The following is a 17,657-nucleotide window of genomic DNA, read 5'->3' on the forward strand; positions in this document are numbered from 1 at the left end:
GTTACTCCACTTTCCCGAGCTTGAGTTTCTGGTTCGTTCCTATATCCCGGACAATCTGGTCACTTTCGTGTAGTGACCCCGAACGGGTCATCCAGCTCGCCAAGCGCGAGGAGGAGATCATCCAGGCGATCGGACGCGTCCGTGCTGCCCAGCGCGATCCGATGAACCCGGCGACCTGGCCGACGGTCTACATCATGGGCAACGTCTTTCCCGACAGCCTCGTCTACGACGATTTCGTGCACGTTGACGACCTCGGCCGCGGGGCTTCGATCCTCTCCGGCGCGATCCAGAACGGCGGGTGCCTGTGGGCCGAGGCCGCCGTCGATCTCGGCCTCGCCGCCTGCGCCTCCGACGACCGCGGCCGCCGCCTGAAGACCGGCGCCGACTTCATGTGCCGCTGCGGGCTGCGGACGGACGGGCCGGTTCCGCTCGGCTGGGCGAAGGTCTCCGTCCGCTCGGGCCGGGGAGGGCGTCCCACCACCGTGTTCGCCTGGCTCCCGGCGGTCGCCGGGCGGGACCCCGCCGAAGCCGCGCTGGCGGCGATGTCCGCCCGGGGCTATGAGGTCTCCAGCGCCGACGTCGTGGAGAGCCGTCCCGTCAGGTCGGCCCCGCCGGTCCGCCGGGACGCACGCCCCGCCTTCGCCGAACGCGTCGAGGCCCTCGCCGACGCGGTGCTGGAATCCGCCGCCCTGCTGGCAGAGGACAAGGACGGGCTGCTGCTGCCCGAGCTGGCCGTCGAGCACGTCCTCGGCCGCCGCAGGATGCCGGTCCTGGAGGCCGTCGCCGAGGCCGAGGCGGGCGACCCCGAGGACGGACCTCCCGCCGACGTCTGGTAAGTCTCCGCCCCGGCGGAACCCTCCAAGCGAAACGAACAGAGAACCCGGTCGGCGGCAGCCTTCCGGGCGATCTCCGTTGCGGCGGGCAGGGGCGGAGGCTTCGTTTTGGAGTTCCCGCCCCCTCTCCCGGACTGAGAACTCGGCGGACGGACCCGCTCCGGGGGGCTTCCGGGAGCCTTTTGGGAGCTTTCCGGGAGCTTTCCGGGTGCCTTTCGGAAGGTCGGTGGAGGGTCGGCACACCCGCCGGGAGGTCCTGCCCTCCGGATCGGGTAGGAGTTATTCCGGGACCGCTATAAGGATCTCTATGTAGGGGTTCCGGAATAACCCCGGGCGGAGCTGGAGTCCCCTCGCGGGGCAGCTTCGGACGGGGCCGGAACGGCTGCACACACGCCCAGCCCGGGAAAAAGAAGAGGCCGTTACGGATGTGCGGACTTTTGACCGGAGGAAGCCCTTCAAAACAACCTCGTTCGTGTTGACATGAAGACATCTTCTTCTTACGCTTCGAGGAAGATAAGTTGAACAGACCGGAGGAGCATCGATGGACGAGGAGAGGAAGAAGGGCGGGAGCGCCGGCAAGGCGAGACTTCTCGCCGGCGTGGCCTTCGTCGCCGTAGCGGCCGGCGTCGTCGCCTGGAACCAGCTCGGCGGTTCCGCCCCCGCCGAGCTGCCGGCCGCCGAGACCCGGACGGACGAGGCTCAATCGTCCGAGGAGGAACCCGTGACTGCCGCCGTCCCGAAGAGCGAGACGGTCACCGAAGGCGGACAGGGAAAGGCCGTCGAGCCGAAAATCGAAGAAGCCGCATCCGCAGGGTCCGCGGAGAAGCCGACGCACGCCGCCCACGCCGTTATGCCCGACGCCCCCGTGGCTGTCGCCGAGGACGACGGCGAGTCCGTCTTCACGAGCGGACCCAGGACGGAGATCAAGGGGCCGGTCGAGCAGGCGGTCGCGAAGGCCGACGAGATGAGCCGGATCGTCGTCCGCCTCGAAGACGCCCCGGTGGCGCCGCCGAAGGGGAAGGCATCGGGGTCGCTGTCGATGTCCGACCTCGTGAGCGGGGGCGGCGGCGAGCGTTTCGTGCCCGGCTCGCGCTGGTCGGCCCGCCACGGCCTCGCCGAAGTGGCCTGGAGCGTCGTTCCGGCATCCGATGGGTTGGCGATACGCGACATGCGGCATTTCGCGATGCTGCCCGGCGACGTCCCGCTGGTTCCCGACTACACCGCCGACGCGACGGAGCGCGGCATCCACACCGTCACCGGCTTCATCAACGTCGCGAAGCCGGGCGAGCACCGTTTCGACCTCCACCTCACGAAGCCCAAGGACATCTCCCGCGACGCCGAGACCTGCACCGTGTCGCTTGAGATCGGCGGGGCAACGGTGCTGAAGGCGACGGACATGGCGGTGGGGTTGGGGGATTCGACCGTCCTCGAAGGCTTCGCCGTCAAGGTCCCCGAAGGCGGACAGGGCCTGCATCCGTACCGGGCCGAAGTCGAGTGCCGGGCCTACGTCGTGCCGGGCGACAAGGACTCCGCGGTGGCCGACGGCCTGCGCGTCGGCAAGGCCCAGAGGGACATGGGGGCGCTGTCGTCGGACTGGCACCGCCGTGTGCTCGGCCGCGACCTGCCGGAGATCGTCGCTAGCTTCCGCGTGAAGGAACCCGGCTCGCTTGAGCCGCGCCGCCTGGGCGACGGCGACCTGTTCGTCGAGGCGGGCCTCGCCCCGTCAGTCCCTGCCGTCCTCGACACCGGCATGGAACCCGGCGTGACCGCGGGGAGCTGGTACGGCGACGTGGTCTGGAAATACTGGAAGGTCCCGATCACGCCGTCCGTCAGCGGCATCGAGCCGTCCGCCCGCCGGCACGAGCCGGACGCCGCCCTGTCGCTGTTCGACGGCACCGGAAAGGTCGCCGTCCGCGTCTTCGAGGGCAAGATCGCGGTGCGCGAAGGCGGCCCGCAGACCGTCGGCGGCTTCGTCACCGCCGCCGAGGCGCCGAAGTCGTTCGGCAAGACTCCCTTGGCTGGGGTGCGGAACTGTGCCTGGACGCTCCGCATCGACGGCGGCGCCGTCGTCACCTCGGCCGGCACGGACGTGCCGGTGGACGGCAGGCGGCACGGCGCCTTCCTGAAGCTGGCGAAGGTTGACCTCGCCAAGGGCGTGCATCCGTTCTCCGCCTATTTCGCCTGCGAGCCGGACATCAACTCGACCGGGCTGCACGAGAAGGGCGACTATGTGGCGGTTGACGCGGACGGCAGGATCGCCGCCGGGGAACCCGACCTGACGCTGATGCTGGTCGCCAAGGGGCCGTCCGAGGGGACGCTGCGCGTCCTCGGGCCGCAGGACGTCTTCAACGGGCGACCGCGGGACGACCGCCGCCCTGTTGGCATGGGGACGGATTCGGGCAAGGCGGAGAAGGTTCCCGGGGTGCTGTCGTTCGACGACCTCGTCACCCCGGGCACCGGCGGGGCGGTCAAGGACGGACGGATCAAGGGCCCGAACGGACGCATCGTGAACTTCCAGTGAGCGGGCATGGGGGCGGGGACACCCGCCCCGGACGGACGAAGGAAAAGAAAGGGAGAAGAGAGATGGCTGTATCGATCAACGGAGTGGACGGCGGCAACCGCGGAGCCGGAGGGCAGACCCCTGGCGGAAGCGACAACACCACCTCCCCGGGGAAGGGCGGGATTCCCACCTCGGCGAAGCTCGCGGTCGCCGTGGCAGCCGTGGCGGCCGCCGCCGGCTGGTTCGCCTTCGGCGGGGTCGGCGGCGAAGCGAGACTTCCCGCTTCCGCAGCTTCCGCGATCCAGCCGGCCAAGCCCGCCAAGGCGGGAAACGGCTGGCTGCCGCTCGGCGGCGACATGGCGGCCCAGCCCGCAGGGAAGACCGCCGCAGCGGGGACGGCTCCGGCCAGCCCCAAGTCCGACGGGTCCAGGAAGCCGTGGGAGGCGGAGCAGCAGGGGCCGTCCGCGACGGACGTGCTGAACGCCGCCTCGCTGCCGCCGGCGGGCTTCACGGCCTGGGAGTGGGACGCCAGGCGCATCGACCGCGGCCCCGCCGCCTTCACGTTCGACAACGCCGGGTTCTGGCTCCGCCCCGGGCTCGTGCCCTTCGTCGCCGCCGGGCGGTTCCATCCGCATCCGGCCGAGATGGCGGCCTTCTTCGCCGCCGACGGGAAGCCGAAGTTCGACGGCGACGTCTTCGAGCTGGCGTCCGTCGGCTGGACCTTCTCGAAGTCCCGCATGCTGACCGGAATCGTCACCGGCCAGAGCGGGCACGGCGTCAACCCGGAGTCCCACTACGTCCGGCTGCCGAAGGAGGCTCGCCCCGCCGTCGAGAAGCCGATGGAGGAGTTCCTGCCGCTGGTCCGCAAGGCGGGCGGACGGAACGCCGTCGTGGTCGAGGCCGTGCCGCTGAACAGGGACAAGACGGCTTACGCGGTCGGGCTGCACCGCAACCCGCGTGCCGTCCACGTCGTGGACTGGCAGGGCAACATGTCGAAGGGGCTGCTGAACGCCGCGGAGATCTTCTTCGTCGCCGCCGCCTGGGACGGCGCGGAGTGGCGTGCCCTGGCCTCTGCGAGCTGGAAGGCCGATCTGATGCAAGGGCCGCACAGCGTGAACGCGAAGACCGGCGAGCAGCTCTTCCTCGGCCAGCGTTCCGATGAGAACATGGTCATGTCGATCCTCGCCACCTCGAAGGTGTTCCAGGACGTCTACGAGCGCTACGAGGGGCACGGCTACATCACCGGAGCGGTCACCACCGCGGCCGACCGGGCGCCGAGCGGGCAGCAGTCCCGCGACCCGCTGGACGCGAAGCTGACGCCCGTGAAGACGGCCTCCTTCAGCCTGTTCACCGGCAGCTTCGACGAGGGCTTCACCTTCGGCCGCCCGATCGAAGTGACCTGCCCCGACGGGATCGTCCCGAGCTTCGCACGGAACGTGCGGGGCATGCCGACCAACCCGGTGGCGGGCGTCGCCGTGCGGGCGAAGGGCGTCTGCCGGGTCCCCTTCTCCTTCGTTGACACCCGCGACGCGGAGGCCCCCGTCGCGGCCTTCGGCGGCTACATGCAGATCGAAGTCAATCTCATGGGCGGCGACATGGCCACGGTGTACCGCCCGCTCAAGGACAAGGCGTTCGTGATCGAATGGTCGCGTGAGTGATCACGCGGTCTCCGGGGCAGGCGGACGGAAACGGGGAGGGCGGAAGCCCTCCCTTTCCCATGTCCGGAACCGGCGCCTCCGCTGAGCTTAGGTGTTGACATGCGGACTGCTTGGCGCTTGTCTGAATGCAGATGGTATCCGATAAGGAGGGATCGAAGGATGGGCAGGACGAGATTCGCCTTGATGGGCTTGACGGCCTCGGCGGTGGTGACGGTGACGGTGATGGCGCCGTCGCCGTCGCACGCCGCATCGGACGAGATGGACGGACGCACGCTGGACGCGCTGGTGTCCGATGTCGCCGCGGGATTCAAGGGCAAGAAGGCGAGCAAGCAGGACGTCAGCTTCGGCACGATGCTGCTGCGGCAGCGGGTGATGACGGCTCTTTTCGCCCCCGACGCCAGGGGGCACCGCTCCGGGTCGTTCAAGGACAAGGGCGGCGCCATCAACGGCTCCGTGGAGGCGGTCGAGGACAAGGCGGGCTGCCTGAAAGTCACCGCGAAGATGTCGGTCGGGAAGGACAGCAGCCGCTCGGAGGGGACCATCTGCCGCGAGGGCGGCAGGGGCGAGGTCTGGACGCACGACATGCAGAGATGGGCGCCGGAGGCGGTGGCCGCCTACGATCCGGACGCCAAGCCTGTGCCGAAGCCCGCCACGGAACCCGCTCCGGCTCCGGCTACCGCTCCGCCTCCGCCTCAGCCCCCCGCAGATGCCGGGTTCGCCGTCGTCTCCGCGGCGCCGAAGAAGGCCGTTGAAGAGAAGAGGCCGCAGGAGGAGCCCGTGACCGCCGACGGCTGGTCGCCGGGCATGCACGCGCAGGCGTTCACGCCGACCTACGAGCCGGACGTCTTCGACGGCCGCGTCGTAGGCTACAAGACGATGTGGAAGAACCTGAACGCCATCGGCCCGGAGGTGGCGGAGAGGCCGGTGAAGGGGAAGATGGGCGTCTTCGACCACCTGGCTATGATGCCCGACCGAAACGTCCATCTGCCCGTCGTCTGGAGGGTCAGCGGGCATCTGAATAAGGACGGCGAGGGGCACGAGGTCATCGCCGAGCTCCGCGGCGTGCCGGGCGGGGTGCGCCGGTGCAAGGTCGCGATCACGTCGCCGCACGGCACGCCGGAGCCGATCGAGGGGGACGTGATCGACGCCCCGCTCCGCATCGGCGTCCGGGCCGACGCGATGGACGAGGTGACGGTGTCGTTCGCCTGCGACCCCGAAGACCGCTCCTACCGCGACGCGTTGGCGACCTCCGCGTCCGGCAAGCCGCTCAAGCCGGGCGTCTCGCCGATCGAGGCCGTCTCCCCGTCGCTGACCGTGTACACCACCTCGCCGGGGGCACGCACCCCGGAGCCGATGAGGGCCTCGGGCGGCGTCGTGGACTTCGTCTACAAGGCCGAAGGGATGGCCCTCGCCGCCGGGATGCCGACGCCCGAGATTCCGGGCGGAGCGGTGGCCCCCGGCCTCTCTGCGGTCTGGAGCGAAGTGCCGCAGACCTGGAAAGTCGAGCGCACCGTCCCTGCCGGGCTGTCCTCCGCCGACCGCCCCGGGCTGACGATGGGCGACGGCGTGATCGACGGGAAGGCGAACGTCGTGCGCGACGGGCGGGCCAACATCGTGGCGTTCGACGGCATCCTCGCCGCGTCGAAGCGGGGCGGCGAGATGACCGTGGCGGTCGTCCCCCGCCGCGTCGAAAGGAAGTCGGCCGATCCCGTCCGCTGCCTCGGTGAGTTCCGCAAGACCGGGCGCGAGGTGGTCCTCTCCGGCGACGTCTTCGCCGGGCAGGGCTACGGAATCCCGACGGTCGGGCGGATGCGCACCGACCCGCAGCCGGACGGCCCCGCCGCGTACGAGAAGGTCTCGGGCGTCTTCGGCTGCGTCGTCAGCGTCGCCGGCCGCGAAGACGGGTTCCTGAAGGGCGACACCGTCGGCTTCACGACCCCCGACGAGCGCGGCGTCGAGTTCGAGGTCTGGGTGAAGTCGGACGAGGACCGCGCCCTCCGCCGGGTCGAAGGCTGGGGGGCCGTTCACCGACAAGCCGAACCCAAGGCGAAGCCCGCCAGCTCCGTGGTGAAGTTCCAGGAGTGAGGCGGACGGAAAGGGCATGAGCACAAGGCGGGGCAAGTTCCCCGCCTTTACATGTTGCGCTGTCCCCTCTGCGGCGACGGCTCGCTCCCGATCACGATGCCGTTGATTGTGGCCCCGATGGGCAGGTCTGCTCCGTCCGTCGGCTCCATCGCGTCCGCCGTGCCGGGAGTGCCGCAGCGGCAGCGTGTGTACCCCATCCCTGGCGGGGCGGACTCCCAAACCCAGCCGCAGACGCGGCACTTCACCAGACCTTCCATGACCCCGATGCCCCCTCCTTCAGCGACCGAGGGGCAATGCTGCTCTCGCCCCGTCACGACGTCAACGTGCACCGGAAGAAAGCCGGAAATGTGCTAAATTGTGGTTGACATGCGGACACTTAATTATGAGCGTTGTGTGCAGCATGTGTTGAATCGGGGGGTGTCCGTCATGGCACAAGGATGGAGGGAGGTTCCGCTCGACGCGCTCAGGGACGCGATAGCGGACGGCGGGCTGGCGCTGGTCGTGCAGGAGAAGGTGCGGCTTTCGGACGGTGCGCCGGCCGGGTTCGAGGCGCTGGTGCGCTGGCCGTCGTCGGCGGCGATCAACGGCGGCGTGCCCTTCGCCCCGGACGCGTTCGTGCGGGCCGCCGAAATGGGCGGGCTCGCCGGCGATCTCGGCGGCTGGGTCGTCCGCGAGGCGTGCGCGATACTCGCCCGATGGCTCGCGACAGATGACGGACGGGCTCTCGCCCGCTTCGTCGGCGACGGGCTGCTCTCTGTCAACGCATCCGCCTGGGAGCTGGAGGATCCGTCATGGGGTCATCGCTTCCTCGCCGCCGTGGCTGCCGCTGGCGTGCCGTACAACCTGCTGGAGGTCGAGGTGACCGAGACCGGCCGCGGCGACGGAGACGACGTCCCGGCCGCAGCCGTGGCCAACCTCGAACTGGTGTCGTCGGCGGGCGTCGGCGTGGCCCTGGACGATTTCGGAATCCGGCATTCGTCCGTCCCCCGGCTCCGCCATCTTCCGGTCTCCGTCGTGAAGGTGGACCGCTCGTTCGTGTCGCGTCTCGACGGCGTCGGCCCGGCGGCGGAGCGGGACACCGAGATCCTGCGCTGGATCATCGGCCTGCGCGGGCTGTGCGACGGGGTCCGCGTCGTCGTCGAGGGCATCGAGACGGAACGGCAGGCGTCGCTGATCCGGGCTATGGGCGCCGACGTCGGGCAGGGCTACCTCTGGTCCCGGCCCGGCGACCCGGACGCGGCACTGGCGTCCGCGGCGAGGCGCCTCCGGGCCGCCGATTTGACCGCCGAGAACACGCGCGATAGTGTGTATGCTTAGTGTTTGCATGGCACAGCCTGAGAGGCTCTGCCTGAAGGACATGCGGCCATTTATACGGCTGCGATAAGAAGGGAGGCGGCCATGGGAATGGGGCTTGGCATTGGAGGCGGAGGCGGACTGAAGGTCGCCGCGCAAAAGCAGTCGCAGCCGGCTCAGACCCGCCAGGTCGGGCAGCAGCGTCCGCGTGCCCTCGCGCAGCACCGCGAGCGGAGCCGTCCGCTGGATTCCGTCCTCCGCTTCGAGGAGCTCCGCCGCACGATCGCCGGCACGAAGGTCTTCACCGGGGAGCGGCTGCAAGATTTCATGCGAGCCGACCCGTCCCGGGCCGCCGAGATGGTGCGCGGGATCGGCGGCTCCGCCCTGTCGGCCATCGCCACGAATCCCCGGGCATTCGAGGGGTTCTCCTCATTTATCCGCGCCGCCGAGAACGTCGAGCGGGACGTCCACGCCGCCCGGGGGGACGGCGGTCTCAAGTCAGCACGCGACCTGCTCCGGGCCGGCATGATGGACCGCCAGCCGGGCGGGCAGTCGGCGTTCGAGACGGACTACGGGAAGGCCGCGCAGGACATCTACACCCGCGCCGCCCATTTCCTGAAAGACACCGCCTGGCTCGACCGCGACCCGCCGGGACGCTCGCCGCTCACGCTCGCCGCCGGGGAAAGGGCGGCGCCCGCCCAGGATGTCTCCCGCAGCGTAGACCGGGACGCCAGAGACCGCATGCTCGACCAGATGCAAGGCAACATCGCCAGCGGATTGCGGTCGCGTGGCGGGCGGGTGATCGCCGAGCTCATGGATTCCAGGCAGGAGGGGATCGGGCTGAAGAACGGCCGCGACGTGCTCGCCGCGTCGCTTGAGGAGGCCGGCTTCGCCAAATGGCTCGCCGCCGAGGGGAGGGGATACCCCGCCTGGCTCCGCGACCCCCGCGCAGAGGTGAGCCGCGGGGACCAGGACGCGGTCATCGACTTCCTGCGCGACCGCGACAGGAAGGGGCAGGGCGGGCTGGAGGCGCCGAAGGACCTTCGCGACCGGCTGAACGCCGAGAGCTACACCGTGCAGTACACGCCGTTCGGCCGCTCCTATCATCAGGGCGCCAGCCCTGAGGATTTCCGCCTCGCCGACCGCCTCGACCGGCTGTCGGAGATCGCCCGCTCGATGAACGCCGTCGAGCGCGAGGTCGGCGCCATCAAGCGCCGCGATGACATCCCGTGGCAGCGGCTGTTCCCCCAGCGCGAGGGGCCGAGCCAGGACGAGTTCGCCGGGTTCCACAACGTGGCGGCCCTGGGCGAGCGACTGAAAGTCCGCAAGGCCGCCTTCTCGGACATCGAGAAGGCCCGCACGATTGACGTACTCCGCGAGCACCTCGCTCGGTCCGGACACGGGGGCGAGCTGCTGAAGACGGTCGAGCAGGCCGCCGACCGCTTCCGCGAGAAGGCCGGCGGGCAGGCCCGCTACGTCTCGGGAGACTGGGCGGAGCGCCGCGCCGATATCCTGTCCCGCATCGGGCAGGAGGTGGAGGCCCGCCCGGACGCGAAGGCGAGGGTGATGATCCGCGAGGCCATGGCCGACCTCAGCCGCGGCTACGGCGAGCGGGATGCCCGGGCGATTGACGCCGGGTTCTCCGCCCTGCGCCGGGGGCTGGACGAGCTGCGGGTGGCCAGCCCCGAGCAGGCGAGGCGCCTGTTCGGAGGGGACGGCCCGACGCTCGGCCTGTTCGCCGAGATCGAGGCCCGCCGCCGCGACGCCGTCGAGCGTTCCCGCACGGCGAACGACCTGAACATGGCGGTGAACGGGCTGAAGGCGGCACGCGACGGGGTCTCCCGGTCCGTCCGCCGGATTCCCGACGAGATCGGCGAGATGATCGCCCGCGAACGCCGGGCCATCCTGGCGCACGAGACCCGCGTGTCCGACCTCCGGTCGAAGGTGGCCGAGATGGAGCGGCAGACGACCGGGCTGAACCGGGTCAAGAACTGGATCCGCAGCGTGACCCCGTTCGTCGGCGGCACGGACGACGGAATCCGCCAGAAGCTGGCACAGGCCAAGCGGCATCTTGAGATCGCCGAGCGCGAGGCCGACAGGGTCGCCCGCGAGGCAACGGACCGCATCGGCCGCCTGAAGGCCCTCGGCCGCGAGTTCAACGAACTCGGCAGGGGCGGCGTGACGCTGTCCTCGCCCGAGGGGCGCGACTACCTGAAGCGCCTGTCGGACATGGGCGTCGGGACGCCGCTGAAGGCCGCCGACCTCGCCGAGCGCGAACGCCGCCGCCTCGCCGACGCGTCCGCCGCCTTCTCGCGGGCCAACGAGGTCGAACTCGACCTCGCCGCGCTTCCGCCCGAGGAGGCGTCCCGCCGCATCGCCCGGGCACGGGCCGAGCTCAAGGACAGCTTGGCCGAGGTCCACCGCGCCGCCCGCGAGCTGGCCGACCGCATCGAGGACGATCTCCGCGCGGACATGAACGCCCGCGCGGACCTGAACCTCGCGTTCGGCGAGGAGGGCTTCGACTTCGACGCGGAGTGGGCGGCGTGAGTGTTGGCGTGTCAGATCATGACGGGCTTTGCAGCAGGGGCGGCGATTTGCCGCCCCCTCTTCTTGGCGCTAGAATCTCGCAGAGTTCGAAACACGGGATCAGGAGGCAGCGATGGAAGACGATGTGACGGAAATCCGGCCCGCCGCCTGGACGCCGACGGTCATCGAAGGGACCGGGCACGGCAAAAGGATCGCCCCCGGCGACGTGGCGGACGTCTCCGCAGCCCTCGCCGACATCGACGCTCTCGTGGCGGACGGAATCCCGGACGATAATGCCCTCGACGACGCGATCGACGCCTACGAGGCGGCCGAGGCGGCGGTCGTGGACGCCCTGGACACGGCCGGCATCCCGCACGGACGGAACGACGCCCCCTCCCTCGCCCGGGCCGAGTTGGAGGCCGAGGCGAAGAGGCGGAACCTGCACGTCGCGACCGAAGACGATCTCCCCGACGTTCGGCAGGCCGAGCCTGAGATCGCCCCGATATGCTCCGCACGTTCCGTGCGAAGCTCGGGGCGATCCCGTCCGCAGCCCTCCGCCGGGTTCACGGAGGCTGTCCTTGAGGCCAAGGCGATGGTCGATGCCGCCGCCCCTCTCGGCGCCGGCGGGGCCCTGTGGGGGCACGTCCCGGCGGACGAGAGGAAGGCCCTCGTGGAGGCCCACGCTGCCCTTCGGGCGTCGGCGAGGTCGGGCGACCCGCAGGCCGTCCGGGACGCGGCGGAGGGATTCCGCGCCGCCGCCGTGGCTGCGGCGGACGCGGCGGACAGGTCGGTGCGGGAACGGCGGGGCAGGGTGGAGTCCGACCGGGCCGAGATCCTCGCCCGCATCGAAGCCGACCGCCGGGCCGACGAGGAGGCAAGGCGCCGCATGACATCCTCAAGCCTGTTCGGGCGTGCGGCGAAGCGGCTGGCCGAGTGGCTGGGCGGCTCGCTGCCGGGGCTGCCCGGAGCCCTCGACACACTCCAGCGGCTCGGGCTGGTCCGCGGCCCCGATCCGTTCGGCGACAAGGGCAAGCTCGCCGCCGCGCCCGACACCAGCCGTCCCGAACTCGTCCGCTCGCTGCGGGCGATCAACGAGCGGTCGATGTCCGTCCGGGCCGCCGAGGACGCGTCGGACGCCCTGCACACGGCGCTCCGGAACGCCCCAGCGGGGCAGGCTTCGTCCAAAAACGCCCGCCGCCCCGAGGCGGTGGTCTCCCGCACGGCGCGGAAGCCTTCCGTCCAGCGGGGCACGGCGTCCGCCGGACGGAAGCCCGCCTCGGTTTCAAAGAAGGGCGACCGCGGGATCTGACCCTTGCCTTGGGCCGATGACCCAGTCGGTGACGTTCCAGGCGCCCGGATTCCTCCGGGCTATTGACGCGAACCTGTCCCCGTGCCAATTTACAGCATCAAGTATGTTGACATGTGGACGGCTTACCCCATCGGCCCAAGCGGATGGCACAGCCTCAAGGTCCAGGAGGGAGCGGACATGAACGTCACCGGGGTTGTGCGTGAGGTTAGCCGGCGCACCGGGCTTTCGCACGAGACGGCGCAGCATTCCGTTGACGCAATGCTTGAGACCATCCTTGCGGCTCTCGAAAAGGGTGACGAGGTCCGCCTCGGGGCCTTCGGACTCTTCCGCGTCGCCGAGAAGGCCCCCCGCGTCGGCCGTCAGATGCTGCGGGACGAGAGCGGCAAGATCGTCGCCGGAGAGGCCCTCCCGATCCCGCGCCGACTCAAGGTCGAGTTCCGTCCGGGCATCGTCTTGCGCGAACGGGCCGAGCGGAAGCTCTCCGACGAGGGGGGCGCGTCCGACGGCGCCGACCTCCAGCCCGCCGCCGAGAACGCCTGAACTCCGGCACATCCCGACGACGAACGGAAGGCGGCACCTGCGTGCCGCCTTTCTGCGTTTGTTCCGCCAAACCACGCCAAACCGCTGAATTTCTGTTGGCATGCGGGTATGAATGCCGCTGATTTTGAGCAACAGGACTTAGCGTCTATCATGATCCGCACCTGAATCGGAATCAAATCACGGAGACGCGGAGATGGAAGGCGAGCACCTGATCAAGAACGAGATGTACCCGAAGCCCATGCATGCGGTGTTGCCGTACGTGCGCCGGCAGTTCGACGCCTTGCCCGAGGCCGGCAAGCGGCTGTTCTTCAACACGCTCGGCACGGGCATGATCCCCCCGCTGGGATACAGGATGACGGACAACATCAAGGTGTTCGAGCAGGGCTACGGGGTCGAACCCGGCGAGGAGGGCAAGCTTCCCCGCATCCTGATCACGTACACGATGTTCAGCGACCGCTCAGGCGTCTCCGAGCCTCCGGGTTCGTTCGTCCGCGCCCTCGTCGAAGTGAACGGCGACATGCTCTCGGAGGCGGGATACCACGTCGAGCCGTGGGAGGCGGGGAGGACGGCGATGTCAGAACCGGAGTTCGCCGCCGAGGTCCTGTCGGCGCTGGCCGACGCAGCCGACGCGAGGCTGGCGAGGGGGTACACGCTCCCCGTCGAAGCCCCGCCCGAGCCGTCGCCCGCCGAGCTGTGGGCCGGGGAGGTGGGCGAGGTCCCCGAAGGCGGGCCTGGCGTGCTCTACCGCGTCGTGTGGCAGCGTCCCGACGGCGACGCCGTCGCCGGGAACCCGCTGTCGGAGGTCGGTTTCGAGTCCGACGCCGAGGGGCTTGAGGGTGTCCACGTCACGACCCTCGCCGGCGCCCGCGAGTGGTTCTCGAAGCTGGTGGAGGACTACGACCGCGAGCCGGCGGCGTGGTTGGTCAGGATCGACCGCCCGGAGGGTTCCGTGCTCGTCGGAGACCCGCAGTTCGCGATCCCGGACGAGCGGATGGCGCTTCCGTCCTGGGTGCTGGTCGCCGAGGCCGGTTCCCTGCGGGGCGAGGTCGAGGCCGACTTCGGCCCGGAGGACCTGATGGAGTCCGCCCCCGACGGCGTGGACATGGACCCGGACGTGGTCGAGGTCCGCAGGCTGCTGGCCGGTCTGAAGGAACCCGGGGAGAGCGAGGCGAGGCTGGGCGAGGCCCTGCGGGAGCTGGAGGCCGTCCGCCGGGCGGAGCCGGCCGAGGAACCCGCCATCGCCCCCGCCGACCCCCGCAGGGCGGTCCGCGTCATCGAGGCGGCCGTCAGGGCAAGCGTCGCCCGTACGCCAAGCCCGCCGGAACGCGAGGCCGCACGCGGGGGCAAGGGAATGGGCATCTGACCCGCCGAAAATCGTGTTTGCATATCAACCCCCACCGATTTGACCGGCAGCGTTCCGTGCGCAAGTATCGACTCAACAGGACAGAGCGGGGGCGTACGCCCCCCCCACAGCGGAACAAGGAGACAGCACATGTCGCAGACCAACACGACCGACACCATCGAGGCGGCCAGAGCCGAACTCCTCGCAGCCCATGAAGCGGCCCGGGAGTCCGTCCGCCGCGCCGCGGAACGCGTGAAGCCGGGCGAGGTCCTCCGCTTCGCCGCGCCGCTGTCGGTCAAGCAGGAGGGGTTCGACCGCGTGCTCGTGCGGGATTTCCTCTACTCGCCCACCCCCGCCAGCGGAGACCGCTTCGCCGCCCTGCTCGACGGCGAGGTCTACGGCAAGCCCGTGGAGCTTCCGGGCTGGCGCGACGGCGACTGCGGCGGCTTCGAGACCTGCGGCCGCTTCAAGTCCGTCGTGCTTTCCGAGAAGCTGGCAGTCGCGCTGCTTACCGACGCCCCGACCCCGGCCGACCACGCCCGGCTGGTGAAAGAGGCGGTGGCAGAGGGCGCCGACCCGACCCTGGCCCTGAAGGCGGTGCTGGCCAGCCCCTTGGGCGATGACCTGGCCCGCTTCCGGGCCGCCCGCGAGTTGACCTCCGCCGGGGCCGACGTCGCCACCGCCAACGCCATCGGGATGTCACTGTCCGCCATCGCGGGCAAGAGGGGCGACGAGGCCGTGTGCGCCGGAATCGTGATGGGCTGCGCCCGGCAGGACGAAAACGGACGCCTGCGCGGCGACGTGAACCTCGCCATCTTGAACGTCGTTCATGCCGGGGTCCATCCCGACCGCCTCGCCATCCCGGGCGGCTCGGAGACCAAACCCGTCCTGCTCGCCGTCGCCGGCATCCGCACCGTCAACCGCAACGACCACGACAACGTCGTCTCGGCGATTTCCAACCTGGTCGAGAACGGAGCCTCCGTCGCCGCCCAGTGGGGCGGTGAGACGGCCCTGCACGCGGCAGTGCGGGCGAGCCGGGGCAGCAACGCCGTCGTCGCCGGCATGCTCGCCCGCCACGGCGCCTTCCCCGCCGAGGCCGTCGCCAAGGCCATGGAAGGGGGGCACTTCTCGAAGGCCGCCGAAGCCTTCCGTTCCGGCGCCGCCGGCAGCACCGCGCTCCACGTCGCGGCATCCGGGGACAAGCGGGCGGCCGTCGCCGAGATCGTGCAGGCGATCAAGGAGCAGCACGGCCCGGAGGCTGCGGCGTTCTTCCTGACGATGCGCGACCGGAACGGCAACACCCCGCTGGCGCTGGCGGCGCACGGGCTGAACGAGGGCGCCGTCCTGGCCCTGCTCGCCAACATGCCGGCGGGGCTGAACCCCGACCAGCTCGGCGTCGGCGGGACGATGCCCGACGACCGCTTCCCCCAGGGGCGCCCGGCGATGACTCCGCTGCACCTGTCGGCCAGCGCCGCCGAACTGACCCTCACCGGACGCACGACCGACGACGCGGCCAAATCGGCGCGTCAGATCGCCGCGATGCTGATCGAGGCCGGATGCGACCCGAAGGCGCTCAACGGCTCCGGAAGGACCCCGTCGGAGACCGCCAGGGAACAGGCGGTCTGGCTCGGCAAGTCCACCCGGCCCGACCGGGCGGCGATCTGCGATGCGGTGTCGGAGGGCATCTCCGCCTGCCTCAAGACGAGCGAGGCGAGGACGGAACGGCGGCCCGGCCTGCTCTCCGGGCTCTCCCAGCCGCAGCCCGCCCCGAGGCAGAACAAGCCGGAGACCAAGCAGGGAGGCGGATTCAAGTTCTAAGCTGTTGCAGAGAAGAGGGGGCGGAATACCGCCCCCTTCTGCTTTAGACATTACTGTTGTTTGTTTGCGGTTTTGCGAAACTTATTTTAGGCTATGAACGAAATGAACGAAAAACACACAAAACGTGTGGACGACCGCAAGGGGCAGAGGAGGAGACGGCATGTGGGAACAGGAGGCTGGGTTCTCGGGGCAGGTTGCGACGTTCACCGTGCCGCAGTCCGTCGGCGTTGCCAGCATGCCTACGGCACGCGGTGCCGCAGGCTCTGCGATAGACGGTGAGAAGGGGATTCCGCTCAACGTCGTCTTTTTCCCGGAGATCCGGGTGCCCAGCGCGGCGTGGCTGGCGAGGCACGCGCCGATGTCGGCTTCGGACTTCCCGAAGTCCGACCGCCTGTCGGAGGGCTTCCGCCGGCGGCTCGATTCCGTGGCCGATGCGGTGAACGAGTTCGAGGCGGAGGGCCGCGTCGATCCCGGGATATTCGCGGTGGCCAGGGAGGTGGCGCTGGACACGGCGGAGGCGTCGGTCGGGGCTGTCCTTGAGCGCGAGGGGTTCGGATACCTGTGGGAAGAGTTCGCGCGGCAGATGCTGGCCGACACCGTCGGACGGGTGCGCTACCGCTTCGAGCAGCCGGGTTGGAGCCAGCCCGCCCCTGAGGGCGAGACCACCGCCGAGCTCGCCGACCGCCTGTCGCATGGGGACTGGCAGTCCGCTGTGAGCGAGGAGATGCTCTCCATCCACCGCCGGGCCGAGGAGGCGGTCTCATCGCTGAAGCGTGCCGCCGCGTCCCGCGACATGGGCTTCATCCCGGCGGCGGCGTCGTGCATGCGTCTTGCCGACGCCCTGCCGGGTGCCGTCGCGGCCCTCGACGACGTGGAGCGAGGCTGCCCGAGCCGCGGGCCGATCGCCGCGGCGGTCGAACGGCTTCGCGAGGTCGCCATCGGGGTCGCGCAGTCCGTGTCCGAGGGCAGGGGCTTCAAGCTGAACGACCGCATCGACAACGCCTTGGACGGACTGCGGGCGGCGATCGACGAGACCGTCGTGCGCACCGTCTTCGAGCGGGTCGGCATCCCCGCGGCGACCGCGTCGCTGGAATCGTCCGTCGGCTTCGGCGGCTTCGCCCGGTCGCGGGGGATCACCTTCGTCCGCACGCCCGACCTGGAGGCAGGGTTGCCCGTGCGGACGGTGGCCGAGACCATTGCCCTGGCCGCCTACGAGGCCACCTGCTGGGGAGGCTCGGCTCACGAGCGGGCCGCCGCCCGGATCGACGCGAAGGCCCCCGGCCTCGGCGGCTGCGTGCACGTCCGCAAGGCCGCCGCCGCGGTGATGGAGGCCATCGTCAGAGCCGTGAACGGCCCCGACGTGCACGGCATCGTCAGGACGGCGGAGACCGGCGCGGTGGCCGGGCACCTGGCGGACGCCGCCCGTGGCCTGTCTTCCCTGCGCTCGGAGGCGGAGAGCCTCCGCATGTCCGTCCGCCGGGGTTTCGCCGCCGTGGACGGCTCGTCGCCCCCGCCGGACTTCCTGGCCGCGGCAACGGCGGCGCCGTCGCCACGCCGGGGGATGCCGAAGCTCTCCGTCGTCCGAGAGGGAGGAGGCGGACCGAAGCTGTGACATACAGTGCGTTGCAAAGCCTCACTGCGGTCTCTGAACCACTGTCCCGAGACGACCTGTCCGCTCACCAGATGGGCCGATTTGACATAGCGTTTCCGTGCAAGCATTGTGTTTGCATGCGGCTACTTAATAGGCTGCAAA

General features: G+C 70.3%; 11 protein-coding genes. All 11 read left to right on the forward strand.

The features are described 5' to 3' along the window. The coding region (locus tag TSO5_RS15855; protein WP_211099784.1) for a hypothetical protein at positions 1 to 836 on the forward strand (836 nt) is incomplete at its 5' end. A 538-nt stretch (positions 837 to 1,374) separates the two neighbouring features. Then, positions 1,375 to 3,354, forward strand: coding sequence for a hypothetical protein (locus TSO5_RS15860; protein ID WP_109152441.1), 1,980 nt, complete (start codon positions 1,375 to 1,377; stop codon positions 3,352 to 3,354). Positions 3,355 to 3,416: 62 nt separating this feature from the next. Then, entirely contained in the window at positions 3,417 to 4,991 is a 1,575-nt protein-coding gene (locus TSO5_RS15865) for a hypothetical protein (protein ID WP_109152442.1), read from the forward strand. Positions 4,992 to 5,171: 180 nt separating this feature from the next. Next, the gene (locus tag TSO5_RS15870) at positions 5,172 to 7,076 is read left to right on the forward strand and encodes a hypothetical protein (protein ID WP_146203746.1); all 1,905 of its coding nucleotides are present in this window, start codon (positions 5,172 to 5,174) and stop codon (positions 7,074 to 7,076) included. A 426-nt stretch (positions 7,077 to 7,502) separates the two neighbouring features. After that, positions 7,503 to 8,393, forward strand: a complete 891-nt coding sequence (locus TSO5_RS15880; RefSeq protein WP_158282424.1) for an EAL domain-containing protein — start codon at positions 7,503 to 7,505, stop codon at positions 8,391 to 8,393. Positions 8,394 to 8,474: 81 nt separating this feature from the next. Next, complete coding sequence (locus TSO5_RS15885; RefSeq protein WP_146203747.1) at positions 8,475 to 10,916, forward strand: hypothetical protein; 2,442 nt, start codon at positions 8,475 to 8,477, stop codon at positions 10,914 to 10,916. A gap of 112 nt (positions 10,917 to 11,028) precedes the next feature. After that, positions 11,029 to 12,204, forward strand: a complete 1,176-nt coding sequence (locus TSO5_RS15890; protein WP_109152447.1) for a hypothetical protein — start codon at positions 11,029 to 11,031, stop codon at positions 12,202 to 12,204. A 111-nt stretch (positions 12,205 to 12,315) separates the two neighbouring features. Continuing rightward, the gene (locus TSO5_RS15895) at positions 12,316 to 12,744 is read left to right on the forward strand and encodes an HU family DNA-binding protein (protein WP_146203748.1); all 429 of its coding nucleotides are present in this window, start codon (positions 12,316 to 12,318) and stop codon (positions 12,742 to 12,744) included. 193 nt (positions 12,745 to 12,937) lie between these two features. Next, entirely contained in the window at positions 12,938 to 14,107 is a 1,170-nt protein-coding gene (locus TSO5_RS15900; RefSeq protein ID WP_109152449.1) for a hypothetical protein, read from the forward strand. A 129-nt stretch (positions 14,108 to 14,236) separates the two neighbouring features. Next, positions 14,237 to 15,904: an ankyrin repeat domain-containing protein gene (locus TSO5_RS15905; protein ID WP_109152450.1), complete on the forward strand. Its 1,668-nt coding sequence runs from the start codon at positions 14,237 to 14,239 to the stop codon at positions 15,902 to 15,904. 322 nt (positions 15,905 to 16,226) lie between these two features. Then, positions 16,227 to 17,516 (forward strand): hypothetical protein, encoded by a 1,290-nt coding sequence (locus TSO5_RS15910; RefSeq protein ID WP_146203749.1) that lies wholly within the window; start codon positions 16,227 to 16,229, stop codon positions 17,514 to 17,516. Positions 17,517 to 17,657 lie beyond the last annotated feature (141 nt).

Origin of the sequence: Azospirillum sp. TSO5, from assembly GCF_003116065.1 — a bacterium.
Classification (GTDB): domain Bacteria; phylum Pseudomonadota; class Alphaproteobacteria; order Azospirillales; family Azospirillaceae; genus Azospirillum.

Coding starts and splice junctions, on each gene's coding strand:
- TSO5_RS15860 (WP_109152441.1), top strand. CDS start 1,375: ATGGACGAGGAGAGGAAGAAGGGCGGGAGCGCCGGCAAGGCGAGACTT.
- TSO5_RS15865 (WP_109152442.1), top strand. CDS start 3,417: ATGGCTGTATCGATCAACGGAGTGGACGGCGGCAACCGCGGAGCCGGA.
- TSO5_RS15880 (WP_158282424.1), top strand. CDS start 7,503: ATGGCACAAGGATGGAGGGAGGTTCCGCTCGACGCGCTCAGGGACGCG.
- TSO5_RS15885 (WP_146203747.1), top strand. CDS start 8,475: ATGGGAATGGGGCTTGGCATTGGAGGCGGAGGCGGACTGAAGGTCGCC.
- TSO5_RS15890 (WP_109152447.1), top strand. CDS start 11,029: ATGGAAGACGATGTGACGGAAATCCGGCCCGCCGCCTGGACGCCGACG.
- TSO5_RS15895 (WP_146203748.1), top strand. CDS start 12,316: ATGTGGACGGCTTACCCCATCGGCCCAAGCGGATGGCACAGCCTCAAG.
- TSO5_RS15900 (WP_109152449.1), top strand. CDS start 12,938: ATGGAAGGCGAGCACCTGATCAAGAACGAGATGTACCCGAAGCCCATG.
- TSO5_RS15905 (WP_109152450.1), top strand. CDS start 14,237: ATGTCGCAGACCAACACGACCGACACCATCGAGGCGGCCAGAGCCGAA.